This window comes from Cupriavidus sp. IK-TO18 (genome assembly GCF_015549295.1).
GTDB lineage: Bacteria > Pseudomonadota > Gammaproteobacteria > Burkholderiales > Burkholderiaceae > Cupriavidus > Cupriavidus oxalaticus_A.
The window spans coordinates 25,856-41,300 of sequence record NZ_JADGMP010000034.1 but is presented as its reverse complement, the minus strand read 5'-3'; the positions used below and the strand labels follow the sequence as shown (position 1 = coordinate 41,300).

17 protein-coding genes are annotated in these 15,445 nt (G+C 65.5%); 6 read left to right on the top strand and 11 right to left on the bottom strand.

What is annotated here, in order from left to right:
• The first annotated feature begins 54 nt into the window (after window positions 1-54).
• Genes IPF36_RS26415 through phnN form a run of 3 tightly spaced genes read left to right on the top strand, consistent with a single transcriptional unit; the run spans window position 55 to window position 2,548 of the window.
• Window positions 55-1,257 carry an alpha-D-ribose 1-methylphosphonate 5-triphosphate diphosphatase gene (locus IPF36_RS26415; RefSeq protein ID WP_135705093.1) on the top strand — a complete coding sequence of 401 codons (1,203 nt, stop codon included), beginning with the start codon at window positions 55-57 and terminating at the stop codon, window positions 1,255-1,257.
• The gene (locus IPF36_RS26410) at window positions 1,254-1,976 is read left to right on the top strand and encodes a DUF1045 domain-containing protein (RefSeq protein ID WP_135705094.1); all 723 of its coding nucleotides are present in this window, start codon (window positions 1,254-1,256) and stop codon (window positions 1,974-1,976) included. The genes IPF36_RS26415 and IPF36_RS26410 overlap by 4 nt, the downstream gene beginning before the upstream one ends.
• Window positions 1,973-2,548, top strand: coding sequence for a phosphonate metabolism protein/1,5-bisphosphokinase (PRPP-forming) PhnN (gene phnN, locus IPF36_RS26405; RefSeq protein WP_135705095.1), 576 nt, complete (start codon window positions 1,973-1,975; stop codon window positions 2,546-2,548). Before IPF36_RS26410 ends, phnN begins: the two co-directional genes overlap by 4 nt.
• A gap of 959 nt (window positions 2,549-3,507) precedes the next feature.
• On the opposite strand, the gene IPF36_RS26400 is transcribed toward phnN, so the two are convergent.
• The 6 genes from IPF36_RS26400 to IPF36_RS26375 all read right to left on the bottom strand — a co-directional run bounded on the left by IPF36_RS26400 (window position 3,508) and on the right by IPF36_RS26375 (window position 8,052).
• Complete coding sequence (locus IPF36_RS26400; RefSeq protein ID WP_135705096.1) at window positions 3,508-3,981, bottom strand: GNAT family N-acetyltransferase; 474 nt, start codon at window positions 3,979-3,981, stop codon at window positions 3,508-3,510.
• A 5-nt stretch (window positions 3,982-3,986) separates the two neighbouring features.
• On the bottom strand, window positions 3,987-4,523 hold the full coding sequence (locus IPF36_RS26395; protein WP_195431358.1) for a phosphonate degradation HD-domain oxygenase: 537 nt from the start codon (window positions 4,521-4,523) through the stop codon (window positions 3,987-3,989).
• 5 nt (window positions 4,524-4,528) lie between these two features.
• The gene (phnE, locus tag IPF36_RS26390; protein WP_195431354.1) at window positions 4,529-5,341 is read right to left on the bottom strand and encodes a phosphonate ABC transporter, permease protein PhnE; all 813 of its coding nucleotides are present in this window, start codon (window positions 5,339-5,341) and stop codon (window positions 4,529-4,531) included.
• A 73-nt stretch (window positions 5,342-5,414) separates the two neighbouring features.
• Window positions 5,415-6,413, bottom strand: a complete 999-nt coding sequence (gene phnD / locus IPF36_RS26385) for a phosphonate ABC transporter substrate-binding protein (protein ID WP_195431352.1) — start codon at window positions 6,411-6,413, stop codon at window positions 5,415-5,417.
• A gap of 61 nt (window positions 6,414-6,474) precedes the next feature.
• Complete coding sequence (gene phnC / locus IPF36_RS26380; RefSeq protein WP_135705099.1) at window positions 6,475-7,323, bottom strand: phosphonate ABC transporter ATP-binding protein; 849 nt, start codon at window positions 7,321-7,323, stop codon at window positions 6,475-6,477.
• 78 nt (window positions 7,324-7,401) lie between these two features.
• A complete protein-coding gene (locus IPF36_RS26375) occupies window positions 7,402-8,052 on the bottom strand; it encodes a DUF1345 domain-containing protein (protein WP_133098301.1) in 651 nt (216 codons plus the stop codon).
• Window positions 8,053-8,384: 332 nt separating this feature from the next.
• On the opposite strand from IPF36_RS26375, the gene IPF36_RS26370 reads away from it, so the two are divergent.
• From IPF36_RS26370 to IPF36_RS26360, 3 genes are all read left to right on the top strand, one after another.
• Entirely contained in the window at window positions 8,385-8,627 is a 243-nt protein-coding gene (locus IPF36_RS26370; RefSeq protein ID WP_218959717.1) for a hypothetical protein, read from the top strand.
• A 223-nt stretch (window positions 8,628-8,850) separates the two neighbouring features.
• On the top strand, window positions 8,851-9,810 hold the full coding sequence (locus IPF36_RS26365) for a tripartite tricarboxylate transporter substrate-binding protein (RefSeq protein WP_243737101.1): 960 nt from the start codon (window positions 8,851-8,853) through the stop codon (window positions 9,808-9,810).
• 165 nt (window positions 9,811-9,975) lie between these two features.
• Window positions 9,976-10,278, top strand: a complete 303-nt coding sequence (locus IPF36_RS26360) for a hypothetical protein (RefSeq protein WP_133098303.1) — start codon at window positions 9,976-9,978, stop codon at window positions 10,276-10,278.
• Window positions 10,279-10,613: 335 nt separating this feature from the next.
• Here IPF36_RS26360 and IPF36_RS26355 read toward each other — a convergent pair whose 3' ends face one another.
• The 5 genes from IPF36_RS26355 to IPF36_RS26335 form a co-directional block, all read right to left on the bottom strand.
• Window positions 10,614-11,639: a TGS domain-containing protein gene (locus IPF36_RS26355; protein ID WP_135705101.1), complete on the bottom strand. Its 1,026-nt coding sequence runs from the start codon at window positions 11,637-11,639 to the stop codon at window positions 10,614-10,616.
• A gap of 25 nt (window positions 11,640-11,664) precedes the next feature.
• Window positions 11,665-12,807, bottom strand: a complete 1,143-nt coding sequence (gene amrS / locus IPF36_RS26350) for an AmmeMemoRadiSam system radical SAM enzyme (RefSeq protein WP_255519908.1) — start codon at window positions 12,805-12,807, stop codon at window positions 11,665-11,667.
• Complete coding sequence (locus tag IPF36_RS26345) at window positions 12,804-13,598, bottom strand: hypothetical protein (protein ID WP_195431349.1); 795 nt, start codon at window positions 13,596-13,598, stop codon at window positions 12,804-12,806. Before IPF36_RS26345 ends, amrS begins: the two co-directional genes overlap by 4 nt.
• An 11-nt stretch (window positions 13,599-13,609) precedes the next feature.
• Window positions 13,610-13,861 carry a DUF1488 domain-containing protein gene (locus IPF36_RS26340; RefSeq protein ID WP_133098306.1) on the bottom strand — a complete coding sequence of 84 codons (252 nt, stop codon included), beginning with the start codon at window positions 13,859-13,861 and terminating at the stop codon, window positions 13,610-13,612.
• Window positions 13,862-14,192: 331 nt separating this feature from the next.
• Window positions 14,193-15,416, bottom strand: coding sequence for a polyhydroxyalkanoate depolymerase (locus IPF36_RS26335; RefSeq protein WP_195431346.1), 1,224 nt, complete (start codon window positions 15,414-15,416; stop codon window positions 14,193-14,195).
• Window positions 15,417-15,445 lie beyond the last annotated feature (29 nt).

Sequence of the window (15,445 nt, the reverse complement as noted above, 5' to 3'; positions counted from 1 at the left end):
GCGCGCATTGGTCTAGACATCTGCTTGTCATTTGCCGGCGCTAACGTCCCGTCCATGCATACGATCATTCCAACCCAAGCGCCGCAACTGAGCGGCATCACGGGGCGCCGCGTGCTCGGTGCAGCGGGCCTGGGGCCGGCTACACTAGGCTGGCGCGATGGCACGGTGGTCCAGCATGCGCCTGCATCCGGCTTATGGATCGACGCGGGCGACCTGCTGGTGCTGCCTGGCATCGTCGATATCCATGGCGACGCTTTCGAGCGCGCGGTCATGCCGCGACCGGGCGTCAGTTTCCCTTACGCGGGTGCGCTGCTCGACGTGGACCGCCAGCTGCTGGCAAACGGCATCACCACCGAGTTCCATGGGGTGACCCTGTCATGGGAGGGCGGGCTGCGCGGCGAAGCATATGCGCTGCGCATGTTCGAAGCGCTCGCGCAGCTACGCCCCGTGCTGGGCGCCGAGCACAAGGTGCATCTGCGCTTCGAGGCATTCCACCTCGCCGGCATCGATACGGCGCTGGCCTGGATCGCCGACAGGCGCATTGGTCTGCTCGCCATCAACGACCACTTGCCGATGATGGCGCGCCGCATGGCCGACGAAGGCAAGCTGCGCCAATACGCCGAACGCGCCGAGTGCGACGTCGAGACCTTCCGCCGGCGCCTGCGTGCGGCCAGCGCCAATGCGCAGGAAGTGCCGGAGGCGATGGCGCGCCTGATCGCCGCGGCGCGCGCGGCAGGGCTGCCGGTGGCTTCGCATGACGACCCGGACGTGGCCACGCGCCAGCACTACCACAGCCGCGGCTGCCGTATCGCCGAGTTTCCGCTGACCGTCGACGCCGCCACGCTGGCGCGCCAGCTGGGCGACGACATCGTGTTCGGCGCGCCCAACGTGGTGCGCGGCACCAGCCACACCGGCGCACCCAACGCGACCGAGATGGTCGCCGCCGGCCTGTGCACGGTGCTCGCTTCCGACTATTACTACCCGGCGCCGCTGCAGGCGGCGCTGCGCCTGGCGCAACTGTGCGTGCTCGAATTGCAGTGTGCGTGGCACCTCGTGTCGCGCAACCCTGCGCGCGCCGCCGGACTGCGCGACCGCGGCACGCTCGCCGCGGGCCTGCGTGCCGACGCGATCCTGGTCGACGACCGGCAGCCCGGCGCGCCGCGCGTCTGCGCCACCATCGTCAATGGCGAACTGAAGCATGCCGCAGCGATGCCGCCGCTGGTCGATCTTGCCGACGCCGGCACACTGGCGGCATGACCATGCACGCACACCGTTACGCGATCTACCTGGCGCCGGGCGAGCCGTTCCGTACCTTCGGCAGCCAGTGGCTCGGCCGCAATGCCGATTCCGGCGCCGCCGCGCCCATGCCGCCCGGCTTCACAGCGCCGCCGTCCGAGTGGGTGCGGGCGCCGGCCCACTATGGCCTGCATGCCACGCTGAAGCCGCCGTTCCGGCTTGCCGAGGGCACCGACGCCGCGCAGCTCGACGCCGCCGCCCGTGCTTTTGCGCGCGGCCGCGCAGCGTTCGACACGCCGCTGGCGTTGCGCTCGCTGCGGGGCTTTGTCGCATGGTGCCTGGCCGAAGCGTCGCCGCCGATGCAGGCGTTGGCCGATGCCAGCGTGGTGGCATTCGAGCGCTTCCGGGCGCCGCCGGCCCCGGCCGAACTGGCCCGACGCGTGCCGGAGCAGCTGAGCGCGGCACAGCGCAAGATGCTCGATGCGTGGGGCTATCCGTATGTGTTCGAGACCTTTGTCTTCCACATCACGCTGACGGGCATGCTCGATGCCGCCAGCGAGGCCGCCGCGCTGGCACGGCTGTCGGCGGATAGCGGCAAGCTGCTGGAAACGCCGCTGCATGTCGATGGCATCAGTGTGTTCGTGCAGCCGCAGGCGGGCGACGCCTTTATCGTCGGGCGCCACTATGGCTTCGATGGCGGTATCGATGATGGCGCCGGTGCGGCGTACCTGGACGCATGAATACGGGAATCAAGACTGACGGCAGTGGCCTGTTCTACGTAATGGGGCCGTCCGGCAGCGGCAAGGATTCGCTGCTGCGCGCGCTGCGCGAGCGCTTGGGTCCAGAGGATCGCGTCGTGGTGGCGCATCGCTATATCACGCGCGAGGCCGATGCCAACGAAGCGTCGGTGGCCCTTAGTCCCGATGAGTTCCGGCGCCGCCAGGCGCTTGGGTGCCTGGCGCTGAACTGGCACAGCCATGGGCTGCACTATGGCATTGGCGTCGAGATCGAGCAGTGGCTCGCCGCAGGGCTGACGGTGATCGTCAATGGATCGCGGGAGTACCTGCCGCAGGCGGTGGCGCGCTATCCGAAGCTTTGCGCGATCCATGTACGGGTCAAGCCAGAGGTGCTGGCTGCGCGGCTGCGTCAGCGTGGGCGCGAGTCAGAAGACGCCATCGCGCGGCGGCTGGTGCGTGCGGGGCAGGCGTTTGATGTTCCGGATGGGTGTTCGTTGGTGGAGATTGATAACAGTGGGGCGTTGGGGGCATCGGCGGAGGTTTTGGCGCGGGTGGTGGGGGTTGGGGGGGATTAGCAGGGGTTTTGGGACTGGGGTCGCTGTTGGTGACATGCTGTTGGCGTGTTGATGCGTCGCTCTCGCAATTGGTGACATGCTGTCGGCCGTTGATGTGTCGTTGTCGCAGTTGGTGACATGCTGCCGGCCGTTGAACCGCCTGGTTCCGCCCTGCTGGGCGGGTCACTTTTTGGCCGAGCGCCAAAAAGTGACCAAAAAGCGCGTCGCCTGCGGCTGGCTAAGCCAATTTGGCGCTTCTGGCTATATGGGCGGTTTTGGTCTCAGTGAAGCGTGGTCGCGATGCCCGCCTGCTACGCCAGGTGAGTGAGTGTGGGTGCCTGACGAATCCCGACTTTTGAACCATCCCCAGGACGGGTGTAGGCCGCCTGCTACCTGCGGCATCGCATCATCGCCTACGGCTGCGCTGCGCGCGGCTCAGTCTCGCGGGGGAGGTGCCCTGGCACGGACCTGCGTCGCTGCGCTCGCAGGGGCGCTGTTGGTGACCAAATCCAAATCGGCCGCTCTGTCACCTTGGGCCCGCGCATAGCGCAGCCGAAGGCGTCCCACCGATATGGCATGCAGCAGGCGGCCTACGCCCGGCATGGGGATCGTTCAATAGTGGGTCGACGCAGCCACTATCCCAAACTCACCTGGCGTAGCAGGTTCGAACCACTACCCACATCGGCCGGAAATCACCACCGCCCGAACGACCCACGCCGATGAATTGATAGCCAGCCGCTCAGGCGACGCGTTTTTTGGTTACTTTTTGGCGCTCGGCCAAAAAGTGACCCGCCCAGCAGGGCGGAACCAGGCGCTTCAACGGCCGACATCATGTCACCAGCCGCGACACCTAAGCTTCAACGGCCGACAGCATGTCACCAGCCGCGACACCTAAGCTTCAACGGCCGACAGCATGTCATCAACAGCGACACCTAAGCGTCAAAGCGCGACACCATGTCACCAACAGCGACAGCCCCGCCTCAAAGCCCAACACTAAAACTAACCCCATGCTCAATAAACCCAAGCCCCCGATAAAACCGATGCGCCTGCAGCCTCCGCGCATTCGATGACAACGCCAGCTTCGCAGCCCCAGCCTCCCGCGCCAGCCGCATGGCCTCCCGCATCATCGCCTTGCCAACGCCCATGCCGCGCGCATGCGGCGCGACCACGACGGCTTCGACGATCGCCTCGGGCCGTCCATCATGAACCATCACAGGAAACACCAGCAGGCTGAACGTGCCAAGCGGTATCCCGTCAGCCCCCACCATCATGTAGCAACGATAATCCGGATAGCGCCGCATGGTCGCATACCGCTCGCGCATCGTCTCCAGCGACAACGGTGGCTCGCCATCCATGGCGGCGAGCAGCGCCGACAGGTGCCGCAGCTCGGCATCGGAACCGCGCACCTCGCGCAGCGCCAGCACGGCTTCGGCCGTGTCCTGCAATCCGTTCATACCATTCACGAGGGGGCGTGCGCGCAGCGCGCGGCGATAGCGAGGTAGTGTGCCAGCGGCGGCGTGGCCAGGTCGACAACCTTGGCCAGGTCGTCGTAGCGGCGCAGGCGCACCGCGGCGTCGGCATGGGCGCTGGCGGCGAACGCCTCGGCGCCGGCCGCGTCATAGGGCCCGCCCTGCAGCGCCAGGCTCTGCACTGAGGCGGGCGACAGGGTGTCGAAGTAGGCGCGATCGACCGCGCACAGGTAGCGCTTGGCGGCGACGTGCAGCCGCACGGGCTCGGTAACATGCTCGCCAAACAGCGCCGCAAGCGCGTCGGCGGCGGCCTCCTGGTGGCGTATGTCGGTGGTGGTGCTTTCGGCGAGCATCAGGTGGCCGATGTCGTGCAGCAGGGCCGCTACGACCAGCGTATCGGGCTCGCCGGCCTGTTCGGCCAGTTGCGCGCACTGCAGCGCATGGGCGGTCTGGCTGATGGACTCGCCGCCATACCATTCGGTGCCATGGCTGGCGAAGAGGGCTTCGATGCGTTCGATCGTCAGCATGTCGCTCACACCAGCACCTTGCGAATCTGCGCCGAAATAATGTCGATGCTCGACACAAACAGGATGATGATGATCATCACCGCGCAGGTCTGCCCATACTGGAAGCTGCGGATGATTTCCCACAGCACGGAGCCGATGCCGCCGGCGCCGACAATGCCCACCACCGAAGCCGAACGCACGTTCGACTCGAAGCGGTACAGCGCAAACGACAGCCACAGCGGCAGCACCTGCGGAATCACGCCGTAGACGATCTCTTCGACCGGGCCGGCGCCGGTGGCGCGCACGCCTTCGACCGGGCGCGGGTCGATCGCCTCGACCGCTTCCGCAAACAGCTTGGCCAATACGCCGGTAGTGTGGATCCAGATTGCCAGCACGCCAGCGAACGGTCCCAGGCCGACGGCGACGATGAACAGCATCGCGAACACCATCTCGTTGATGGCCCGGCAGGCATCCATGACGCGGCGCGCCGGCTGGTAGACCCACGCGGGCACAATATTGGCCGAGCACAGCAGCCCCAGCGGCACCGCCATCGCGACTGCCATGGCGGTACCCCACAGCGCGATCTGCACGGTGACGAGCATCTCGTCCAGGTAGTGGCGCCAGTCGCGGAAATCGGGCGGGAAGAATTCGGCGGCGAATTTCGCCATGTTGTCGGAATCGCGCAGCAGGTCCAGCGGGCGCATGTCGGCGCCTTGCCAGGACAGGCCGAGCAAGGCCAGCACGACCGCCCAGGTCAGCATCATGGCAAGGGACGTGCGCGGCGGCCTGGCGGGGTTTCGGGACGACGGGGGCAGGCCGGGCGTGGCGGTGGCGGTCATGGGCAATCCGGTTTGAAGCAGGGAATGTGGGGACGGCACAGGGCCGGCGCCAGGCCGGCCCTGCAAGGCGCAGTTACTGCGCGGCGGTGGCCGCGGCGGCCTTGTCCAGCTCGGCCAGGCGGCGCGAGACGTCGGCCAGGCGCTTGTCCTTGTCGGCAGCGGCCAGCGTGGTGTCGGTCTCGATCTTGGCCTTCTCCCGGGCCAGCTCGATCTGGCGGATCGGCACCAGCTGCGCGTCGGTGGAGGGGCGGAAGCCCTGGTACGTCAGCGCGGCCAGCACCTGCTTCTCGCGTGCGGCGTCGGTGCCCTTGCCGTAGTTGACGAAGAAGGTCTGGATCTTCTTCTTCAGCTCGGGCGACAGGTCCTTGCGGTAGACCATCGGGTCGGCCGGGATCAGCGGCGACTTCCACAGCACGCGCACCTGGTCAAACGGATTCTTGCCCGTGTTGATGCGGTAGCGCTCCATGTTTTCGGTGTTGTTCACCGCCACGTCCACCTGCTTGTTCAGCACCGACAGCAGGTTGGCTTCGTGGTTGCCGATGCGCACGGCCTTGAACAGCGTTTTCAGGTCGACCTTGTTGGCGGTCCACAGGTAGTAGCCCGGGACCGCGGTGCCCGAGGTCGAGTTGGGGTCGCCGGCGCCGTAGCTCAGCTCCTTGCCGCGCTTGATCACGTCCTCGACGCTCTTCAGGTCGCTGTCCTTGTTGACGATCAGCAGCGACCAGTAACCCGGGTTGCCGTCCTTGTCGATCACCGAGGCAAAGACCTCGCCATTGGCGCGGTCCACGGCTTCCATCGCGGACTTGTTGCCGAACCAGGCGATCTGGACCTTGTTGAAGCGCATGCCTTCGATGATGCCGGCATAGTCCGAGGCGAAGAACGGCTTGACCGTCACGCCCAGCGTCTTGCTGAGATCGTCGATCAGCGGCTGCCAGGCTGCCTTCAGGTTTGACGACGACTCCGTCGAGATAAAGCCGATGTTCAGGCTCTTGGCGTCCTGGGCAAATGCGGACAGGGACGGCAGGGCGACCAGGCCGGAAGCGACGACGGCGACAAAGGTTCTGCGAAGCATGGACAACTCCGATTGGGAAAGCTTGGGAAAGACTGCGGGAAGGGGCGGGAAGGGGCGGCGCTCAGGCGGCCGCCAGGTTCATGGTGACCATCGCGGGTGCGGGCATTGCCGCGGCGGGTTCGTCGGCATCCGTTGCGGCATCATGCAGCAGCTCGTCGGCCTCGGTGCCGTACAGGTCGCGCAGCATGGCCGACGTCAGCGCCGCCGAGGGACCGTCATAGACCACCTTGCCGTGGCGCAGCGCCACCACGCGCGGGCAGTAGCGCATGGCCACGTCCACCTGGTGCAGCGATACCACCACCGCCACCTTGCGCGTGCGGTTGATCTGGGTGAGCAGCGACATCACGCGGCGCGACGACTCCGGGTCGAGCGAGGCGATCGGTTCGTCGGCCAGGATCACGCGCGCGTTCTGCACCAGCGTGCGCGCAATCGCCGCGCGTTGCTGCTGGCCGCCCGACAGCGTCGAGGCGCGCTGAAACGCATAGTCGTCTATACCAACCTGGGCGAGTGCATCGAGCCCGGCACGCAGTTCATCGGCCTTGAAGATGCGGAACAGGCTGCGCCATTTCGGTATGCGGGCCAGCATGCCGACCAGCACATTGGTGATCACCGGCAACCGGCCCACCAGGTTGAACTGCTGGAAGACGAAGCCGATTTCGCCGCGCACCTGGCGCACGTTGCGGGCCAGGCGGCCATTGCGCTGCACCGGGCGGCCGTTGACCAGGATCTCGCCGGCATCGGCGGTGACAAAGCCGGCCATGTGGCGCAGCAGCGTAGACTTGCCCGATCCCGAGGCGCCCAGCAGTGCAACCATTTCGCCGGGGGCAACGCTAAGCGTGACCTCGTCAAGCGCCTTGCGGTCCGCGCGGAACGATTTGGAAAGCCCGCGGACTTCAATTGTGTGGGTCATGACGACTCCGTGGCTTGAATGACGTCACGGATTCTGGCGGGCGTATATGTCAGACAGATGAACGCCGGACCACCCGTGCTACAAGCCGCCGAGGGCGTTCACGGTGAACGCCAGGATCCCCATGTTGAACAGGAACGCGGCCATGCAGTGCGCCAGCACCACCCTGCGCATATGCGCGCCGTGAATGGTGATGTCCGACGTCTGGAACGTCATGCCCAGCGTGAAACTGAAATACAGGAAGTCCCAGTAGCCGGGTTCCCGCACGCCGGGCACTTCCAGTCCGCGCCGGTCGCCGGTGGGCGACTGCAGGTAGAAGAGATGCGCATAGTGCAGCGTGAAGACAGTATTGGCGAAGAGCCAGGACAGGACCAGCGTGGCGACGATCAGCGCGACGTCGAGCCAGTGCGGCGTCCCGGGGCGCGCGACCAGCGTGCCGATCGCCACCAGGATGACCATCGACAGCAGCACGGTGATTGCCAGCAATGCGGGCCGGTTGGCGTCGTTGTGTTCTGCGGTGCGCCGCATCGTAGCGGCATCGGCGCGCAACAGCGGCAGCGCGGCGCCAAGGAAGACCAGCGCGGCGAAATCGAAGCCGATCAGCAGCGCGATGCGCAGCTGCGCGCCGAGTGCTGCCGCCGCGCCGGTCGCGACGATCAGGATGGCGCCGCACACCAGGAAGCGCGGCGGCGCAAGTCGTTTGCCGATGGCAATGAAGGGTGTCGTGTGCATGACTGAGGCTACTGTCTTTCATGGGCGCAGGCTGCCGGCGCTGCGCGGGCGCGGCGGGAATTCGCATACCGACTAACCGGTCGGACATTGCCGCCGCATCTCCATGTTGCACCGCGGCGCGAGCGCCGACTGGCAGGGCAATGTGAGGATAATGCAGCGGCTCTTCGTTCTGCATCCGGCATTGAACAGTCCCGGGTGACCGACTAAGATGGACTTTCGCGGCGCGAACGGTAAGCGTCGCCAGCCAATCTAGGCGCCCCGCAAAACAGGGTCTGCACCACCAGACCGGACCACAGAGGGCGCTAGCGCAGTCCCGTTGCAACACACTACCCATGTTTGCCGAGGAGACGCCTGTGCTGAGTCATCACGAGTTTGCCACCCTGGTCCTTGTCAACGACAGCAGCGACCCGCCCGAGCTGGACCGGACCGATGTGGAAGCGCTGCTCGCGCACCAGCTGATAACGCTCGAACGGGTCGGGCCCAGTGTCAGCCGGCCGCAGGTCACGCTCCAGGGTTACCGTTTCCTCAAGGCGCTTGGGCGCATCCGGGCGAAAGAGCCGCGCGCCTGCCGGTAAGCTCTGCCATGCGCGGCTTGCCGCCGCTGCGTGCCTGCCAGTCCCTCGAAGTCATCCCTGCATTCGGTTTTGCCATATGGTCCGTTCGGGAAATCCGGATAGCCAGCCGTAGCCTTGTGCTGCAATCTGGCGCCGATCGATAACCGACCGGTGCACAGGTGCCGGCAGCATGGAGACGGCAACGATGGTGACGCAAGCAGTGCAGGGCAAGGGTTGGCAATGGATGGTGGTCGGAGCGCTGGGCCTGGCGCTCGCCGGCGGGACGCAGGCTGCGGATGCCTTTCCGTCGAAGCCGATCACGCTGGTGGTGCCGTTCTCCGCAGGCGGACCCACCGATGTCGTGTCGCGGGCACTCGGCCAGGCGATGGCCAGGGACCTGGGCCAGAGCGTGGTGGTGGAAAACCGCCTGGGCGCCGGCGGGACCGTCGCGGCGGCGTTCGTGGCGCGCGCGCAGCCGGATGGCTACACCATCCTGATCCATCACAACGGCATGGCCACCGCGCCGGCGCTGTACAAGAAGCTGTCCTACAGCCCGCTGAAGGATTTCGAATACATCGGCCAGGTTGCCGATGTGCCGATGACGTTGCTCGGCCGCAAGGACCTGCCGCCCGCCAACGCGGCTGAACTGGTGAAGTACGTAGCGCAGAACAAGGACAAGGTGTCGCTGGCCAATGCCGGCCTCGGCGCGGTGTCGCAGTTGTGCGGCCTGTTGTTCGAGGAAGCGGTGCACGTCAAGATGACGGCTGTCCCTTACCAGGGAACGGGTCCCGCGATGACTGCCCTGCTGGGCGGCCAGGTCGACCTGCTGTGCGACCAGACCACCTCGACGCTGCCGCATATCAACGCCAACCGCGTCAAGCTGTATGGCGTGACCACACCCAACCGCATCAAGGCGCTGCCTAATGCGCCGACGCTGCAGGAGGGCGGGTTGAAGGGCTTTTCGATGAAGGTCTGGCATGGCGTGTACGCGCCCAAGGGCACGCCGCCGACCGTGGTGGCGCGGCTGACCAAGGCATTGCAGCAGGCGCTGAAGGATCCGGTGGTGGCCAAGCGCCTCGATGACCTGGGCGCCGAGATCGTGCCCGCCGACAAGCAGACGCCGGAGGGGCTGAAGACCTGGCTCAAGGCCGAAAGCGACAAGTGGCAGCCGCTGCTGAAGACCATGAAGGTCGAGGCCGACTGAGCGCGCGCGAACATCGAACTCGACTGACGGGGGGCAGTGCCGGCCGCGCGCGCCGGCACGCCTCCGGGGATGCTCCAGGCGTATTAACATGGGAATGAGCGGAGGCGGCTGCTGCCCGCGCTGATGACGTCCACGCCACGGTCTTCCGCGCGATGGGAGAAAGACATGGCAACTTACGAGTTCAAGGACAAGGATCTCCAGTTCCTGGCCCAGGGTGCTGACTCCTGTTTTGCGTCTCCTGACACGGCTTTCGTTGAATGCGCGGACGGACATCCGGCATTCATGGTGACATGGCCGGAGAGCGGATCGACGATGATGAGCCTCAAGGTGCAGATCCGGGCAAGCCAGTACGCCAGTTACCTGACGGATCCGTTCAGGGGACGGGAAGTCCTGCGCAAGGCTGTCGAAGATCGCCTTGCGCTGATCCACACCGTGAAAAGCGGAGTGCTGCTGGCTCCCGATATCTAGGGAACACCCAACAAAAAAGCACCTTCTGCAGGTGCTCGGCGCTTTCCGCCCTTTCAGCCTTTTCAGCCACCAGGGGGCGTCCGAACCGGGTCAGCAACTCATGATCCGGCTCGGACCTGCAGGCGTATTTCGCCTGCACGATCACGCTTCAACCAGCAAACCATCCAGGAAACATGATCGTTTCGCTGACCTGCCTTCGCCTTGTCAAAGCGCCTCTCAGCCAGCAGGTTGATTATAGGGCGGCCGACGAACAGGTCAACGTGAATCCGGCTGTGCCGCCGCGCGCAGCCTGATCCACTCTGCCAAGGGGCGCAGGCTTTTGGCCGGCGATGCGCCTATGCATGCAGTTCCACGACGTCCCGATCGGCGACCGGATGATCGGCGCCCACCTGCTGCCCGCTGAACTTGCCGCTCCCCCAGATGCGGGCGAATTTGAACGTACGCGCGAGATCCGGGTGCACCCGCAGGGCGACATCCAGTACGGTGTCGCCGCGGCGCATCGTAAACGGCCGACTCTGCTCGACGGGTTTCCCGGGGGCCTTGGTGTAAACACGCACAATGCCCAGGGCCCTGAAAAGAAACGGACCGATTTCGGCCAGTCCTTGTCCGCGGGTTGCCGAGGTTGCGAGCGCCGGAAAATGTACGCCGAGCAGGTCTTCGAGCACGGCCGCGTCGTCGGGGCTGGCGAGATCGGCCTTGTTGGCCAGCAGCAGTGCAGGGAGGTGGACACTGAACGGGTCAGGCGCCGACGCCGGCGATGCGGCCGATGCGGCAGGGCTGTCCGCCTCGCCTGGCCAGCGCTCCGACAGGTTGATCCTGGCTTCGGCGAGTCGCCGGAGAATCAGCGCCAGCTGTTCCGTACAGTCGGGCGCACTCAGGTCGACCACGAGCAGCACGCCGTCTGTCACCCGCACCATGTCGGTGATCCCGGGTTGCATGAATTCGGCTGAGACAGGTGGCAGGTCCACGAGCTGGAATGCAATGTCCTCGAACGGCAACATGGCGGGGACCGGAAACTGGGTTGGGTGAGGATAGGGCCCGGCCTCGCTGCCCGATCCTGTCAGCTGCGCATGCAGGCTGGATTTTCCCGCGCCGGACGGGCCGATCAGGCAGAGCTGGGCCGCGCCTTCGGCATGCACCGCATGTGACGGCCCCTTGCGAGCCGCCTTCCCGTGGCCCGCGGATTCGTGGGTCAGTTCCCTGATCCGCGATTTGATATCGGCTTGCAGGCGCTCCGTCCCCTTGTGCTTGGGAATGACACGGAGCATCTCCTTCAGGCACTCGAGCTGCTCACGCGGCTGGCGCGCCAGCCGATAGGCCTGCTCGGCCTGTTTGTACTCGGGAGAGAGGTTTGCTGGCATGGGCCGTCAGCGCTGCACCACTGGGCTACGTTCCGATGTGCACGGGAATCCGGCGCCGCCCGAAGTGATGCTCGAAATGCCCGAAGCAACCGGCAACCGGCTCAAAGCAGTCGGGGCAGGTTCCGGTTGGCGTGAGGCGATAGCTCTCGATCGCATGCCAGTCGCGCACGATCAGCGGTGCGCGGCAGGCGGGGCAGTAGGTGGTTGCGCCTTCCCTGTCGTGGACGTTGCCGGTGTACACGTAACGCAGCCCCTCATCGATCGCGAGCTTGCGGGCATGCGCCAGCGTGGAGAACGGCGTCGGCGGCACGTCGCGCATCTTGTAGTCGGGATGAAACCCCGTAAAGTGCAGCGGGACGTCGGTGCCAAGTTCCCTCGCGACCCACCGGGCCTCCGCGCGGATTTCCTCATCGCTGTCGTTCTTGCCGGGAATCAGCAGGGTTGTGATCTCGAACCAGACTTTGGTCGCGTGCTTCAGGTACAGGAGCGTATCCAGCACAGGCTGCAGATGTGCACCCGTGAATGCAACATAGAACGCGTCGGTAAAGCCCTTCAGGTCGACGTTTGCCGCGTCCATCCGGCCATAGAAATCGCGTCGTGCCTGCTCGCCGATATACCCGGCGGTTACCGCCACCGCCATGATGCCCAGTTCGCGGCAGGCATCGGCAACGTCCATCGCGTATTCGGCGAAAATCACCGGGTCGTTATAGGTGAAAGCCACGCTCTTGCAGTCATGGGCCGCCGCCGCTTCGGCAATGGCTTCGGGCATGGCTGCCACGGCCAGTGTCTCCATTTCACGCGATTTGCTGATGTCCCAGTTCTGGCAGAACTTGCAGGCCAGGTTGCAGCCTGCCGTGCCGAACGACAGGACGGCGCTGCCCGGGTAGAAGTGGTGGAGCGGCTTCTTTTCGATCGGGTCGATACAGAAGCCGGATGAGCGGCCATAGGCGGTCAGCAGCATCCGGCCGCCAACCCGCTGACGCACGAAGCAGGCGCCGCGCTGCTCGTCATGCAGGCGGCAATGGCGCGGACACAGGTCGCATTGCATGCGGCCGTCGTCCAGGAAATGCCAGTAGCGACCAGGATATGTTGCCGGAGAGGGGTTTTCGCTTGCCGTCATGGCATGTTTCTCCTGAAGCGCGCTTTCAGGCGGTTCGGGTACCGTCATGTCCCTTCCTCCACGATGCGGCGCCGCTTCAGCCTAAGCAAGACGCCATACACGGCCAGCGCTGCGATCACGTGCTTGAGCGTGTGCCCGCTGACCAGTCCCGTCAGCGCGGCGATCTGGTGGTCCAGTACATCGCAAACCAGGGCCAGCGCATAGCCGCCGGTGATGGCCAGCACATCCCGGTCGCCAGTGTAGCGCGGTGCATAGAGGCAGAGCAGTAGCGGCACCACCAGCATGGCGCAGGCCTGGACCAGGAGGTAAGGGCGCAGGTCTCCGCTGCCGCGGGCTTCGCTCCATGCCCAGTAGCCGACGCTGGCCGGCCCCGCGATCAGCAGCAGCGGCAGCAGCCGCAAGCCGGCCTTCAGGCTGGCGCGCTCGCACACGTTGGCGCCCAGCCAGGCCATCAGCGCGAGCGCCAGCGGTGCCCGGTCCCACACCAGCCGCTGGTTGTCCGGGGCCAGGTGGTAGTAACCCGAGCCCAGCCCCACGAGGAAGACGGCGAGAAAAAGCACCCGGTAAGGCCAGGCCTCAACGGGTGCGATAAAAGCTCGGCTGGAGGCGCTCGCACCGAGATAGCGCAGGCCGGCCGCGCCCGCGAGCAGGAACAGCAGGTTCGAGCCAATGTCGAGGCAGTGGGGCGTGCCGAAGCAGGCGTAAGGATCGGCAAAACGATGATACTGCGGCGGCTGCGCGATGCGCGGCAGCAGCCAGGCCCCGGCGGCCATGGCCGCCACCAGCAGCCAGACCGCGGCAGCGCTGGCGGCAGCGGGGGCTTGCCGGCAGGCGCGCATTAGCAGGCTCCTCAGTGCAGCACGTAGAGAGTCTGCTGCCCCTCGGCATAGAGCGCCATGGCGATCTTCAGAATCTCATCGCGATGCCGGTCAAAGGAGGCCAGCACCCCGGCTTCGTCGGAACAGGGCGCGGAGTCGAAACTCAGCAGTACGCGGTCGTCCACAAGGAAGCTAATTTCGCGTGCGTTGTCATAACCCCAGAACCACACGCCATGCCTGGATGCATCATAGCTGCGGCTGGGGTTGGGGAAGGCAAGTGCCATACAAGTTGCGTGTCATGTGCCGCGTCTGTGCGGCCAACCGATTTATGTCTTCTTCTTGGCGACACCTTCGTTTCCGACCCTCGAATGAACCATGCTGAACGGGGTTGCCGGCACTGGCGGCTTCTTGGGCTGCTTGGGTTTTTTCGGTTCGCGAGTGCTGCGTAGTTGACTCTTTGCCATGATTGCTCCTGGTGCGTTGCTTGCCAAGATGGCAGTTCCAGCATACGCGCGCAGAAGCTCTAACCAAATGATTTTCATCACGGCCGCACGAAAAAGGCATGCGGGCAAAGGTTAGAGGTCCGCACCTCGCTTCGAGGCTGTGACATTGCGCTCAGTCCGCACACCGCTGGATGAACTGCGAAATGGCCGGCAGGATGGATTGCCGGAATCCCTGGCCGGCGAACGTCCCGTAGTGACCCACGCCGTCAACGACCAGGTGCGCTCTGCGGTCATTGGCAATGCCTGTGCAGAGTGCGTGGGCCGCTTCGGTCTGGCCCCGGCCGGTGATGTCGTCCTCGCTGCCTTCGATGGTCAGCAGTGACACGTTCGTGATGGCCTCGGGGCAGACGCGGCGCTGGCCAACCTCCATGCAGCCGCGGCACAGGTGATGCTCCAGGAAAACCTTCCGGATGGTTTCCAGGTAGTACTCGGCCGGCACGTCGAGCACGGCGTTGTACTCGTCATAGAACTGGCGATGCCTGGCGGCCTCGTGCTGCCTGCCATCGACCAGGTGGCGGTAATAGTCAAGGTGCGCGCCGGCGTGGCGTGCGACGTTCATCGAGACGAAGCCAGCAAGCTGCAGGAAGCCGGGATAAACCTTGCGCCCCCGTCCCGGGTAACTGTCGGGTACGCGTTCGATGACATTCGACTCGAACCATGGCAGCGAATATTTTTGCGCGAACCGGTTGACCGCCGTCGGGCTGACGCGGGTGTCGATCGGCGCGGCGATCAGCGTCATGGAGCACGGTTGGGCGTGCTCGTTGTCCTCCGCCATCTGGGCGGCCGCACAGAGCACCGGAACCCCTGGCTGGCATACCGCCACGATATGCGTGCCGGCGCCGAGGTATCGCATGAACTGCTTGAGGTAATCGACGTAATTGCCAAGGTCAAAGCCGCCCGCATCGAGCGGGACCAGGCGCGCGTCGGCCCAGTCGGTAATGTAGACATCATGCCCGGGCAGCAAGGCTTCGACCGTCGGGCGCAGCAGCGTGGCGTAGTGGCCCGAGAGCGGCGCCACCAGCAGCACGCGGGGACCGGGGCTTGGCATGTCCTTCCTGAAATGCAGCAGCCGGCAGAAGGGCGCCTCGATCAGCACGGTCTCGGTAACCGGCACCTGTTGACCGCACACGATGACCTCGTCGATGGCGAAGCGAGGCTTCCCGTAGGACCTGGTCAGCCGGGTAAACAAATCAAGCGCGGCACCGGCCTCGCGCATCCCGGGCAGCCACGCGATGGACTCGCCCCAGAAATCGACGGCACGCTGACCCGCTTCGATCATGGCCCCGAGCGGCCCGACCGACTGCAGCGTGAGTTCACGCAGAGCATAGAGCGCCATGGCAATCCCTGCCTTCCGAAAATATGGTT

Coding starts and splice junctions, on each gene's coding strand:
- phnE (WP_195431354.1), bottom strand. CDS start 5,341: ATGACCGCCACCGCCACGCCCGGCCTGCCCCCGTCGTCCCGAAACCCC.
- phnC (WP_135705099.1), bottom strand. CDS start 7,323: ATGACCCACACAATTGAAGTCCGCGGGCTTTCCAAATCGTTCCGCGCG.
- IPF36_RS26345 (WP_195431349.1), bottom strand. CDS start 13,598: ATGCGCGCCTGCCGGCAAGCCCCCGCTGCCGCCAGCGCTGCCGCGGTC.
- IPF36_RS26400 (WP_135705096.1), bottom strand. CDS start 3,981: ATGAACGGATTGCAGGACACGGCCGAAGCCGTGCTGGCGCTGCGCGAG.
- phnD (WP_195431352.1), bottom strand. CDS start 6,413: ATGCTTCGCAGAACCTTTGTCGCCGTCGTCGCTTCCGGCCTGGTCGCC.
- IPF36_RS26365 (WP_243737101.1), top strand. CDS start 8,851: ATGGTGGTCGGAGCGCTGGGCCTGGCGCTCGCCGGCGGGACGCAGGCT.
- IPF36_RS26410 (WP_135705094.1), top strand. CDS start 1,254: ATGACCATGCACGCACACCGTTACGCGATCTACCTGGCGCCGGGCGAG.
- IPF36_RS26395 (WP_195431358.1), bottom strand. CDS start 4,523: ATGCTGACGATCGAACGCATCGAAGCCCTCTTCGCCAGCCATGGCACC.
- IPF36_RS26355 (WP_135705101.1), bottom strand. CDS start 11,639: ATGCCAGCAAACCTCTCTCCCGAGTACAAACAGGCCGAGCAGGCCTAT.
- IPF36_RS26360 (WP_133098303.1), top strand. CDS start 9,976: ATGGCAACTTACGAGTTCAAGGACAAGGATCTCCAGTTCCTGGCCCAG.
- IPF36_RS26375 (WP_133098301.1), bottom strand. CDS start 8,052: ATGCACACGACACCCTTCATTGCCATCGGCAAACGACTTGCGCCGCCG.
- phnN (WP_135705095.1), top strand. CDS start 1,973: ATGAATACGGGAATCAAGACTGACGGCAGTGGCCTGTTCTACGTAATG.
- amrS (WP_255519908.1), bottom strand. CDS start 12,807: ATGACGGTACCCGAACCGCCTGAAAGCGCGCTTCAGGAGAAACATGCC.
- IPF36_RS26335 (WP_195431346.1), bottom strand. CDS start 15,416: ATGGCGCTCTATGCTCTGCGTGAACTCACGCTGCAGTCGGTCGGGCCG.
- IPF36_RS26415 (WP_135705093.1), top strand. CDS start 55: ATGCATACGATCATTCCAACCCAAGCGCCGCAACTGAGCGGCATCACG.
- IPF36_RS26340 (WP_133098306.1), bottom strand. CDS start 13,861: ATGGCACTTGCCTTCCCCAACCCCAGCCGCAGCTATGATGCATCCAGG.
- IPF36_RS26370 (WP_218959717.1), top strand. CDS start 8,385: ATGTTTGCCGAGGAGACGCCTGTGCTGAGTCATCACGAGTTTGCCACC.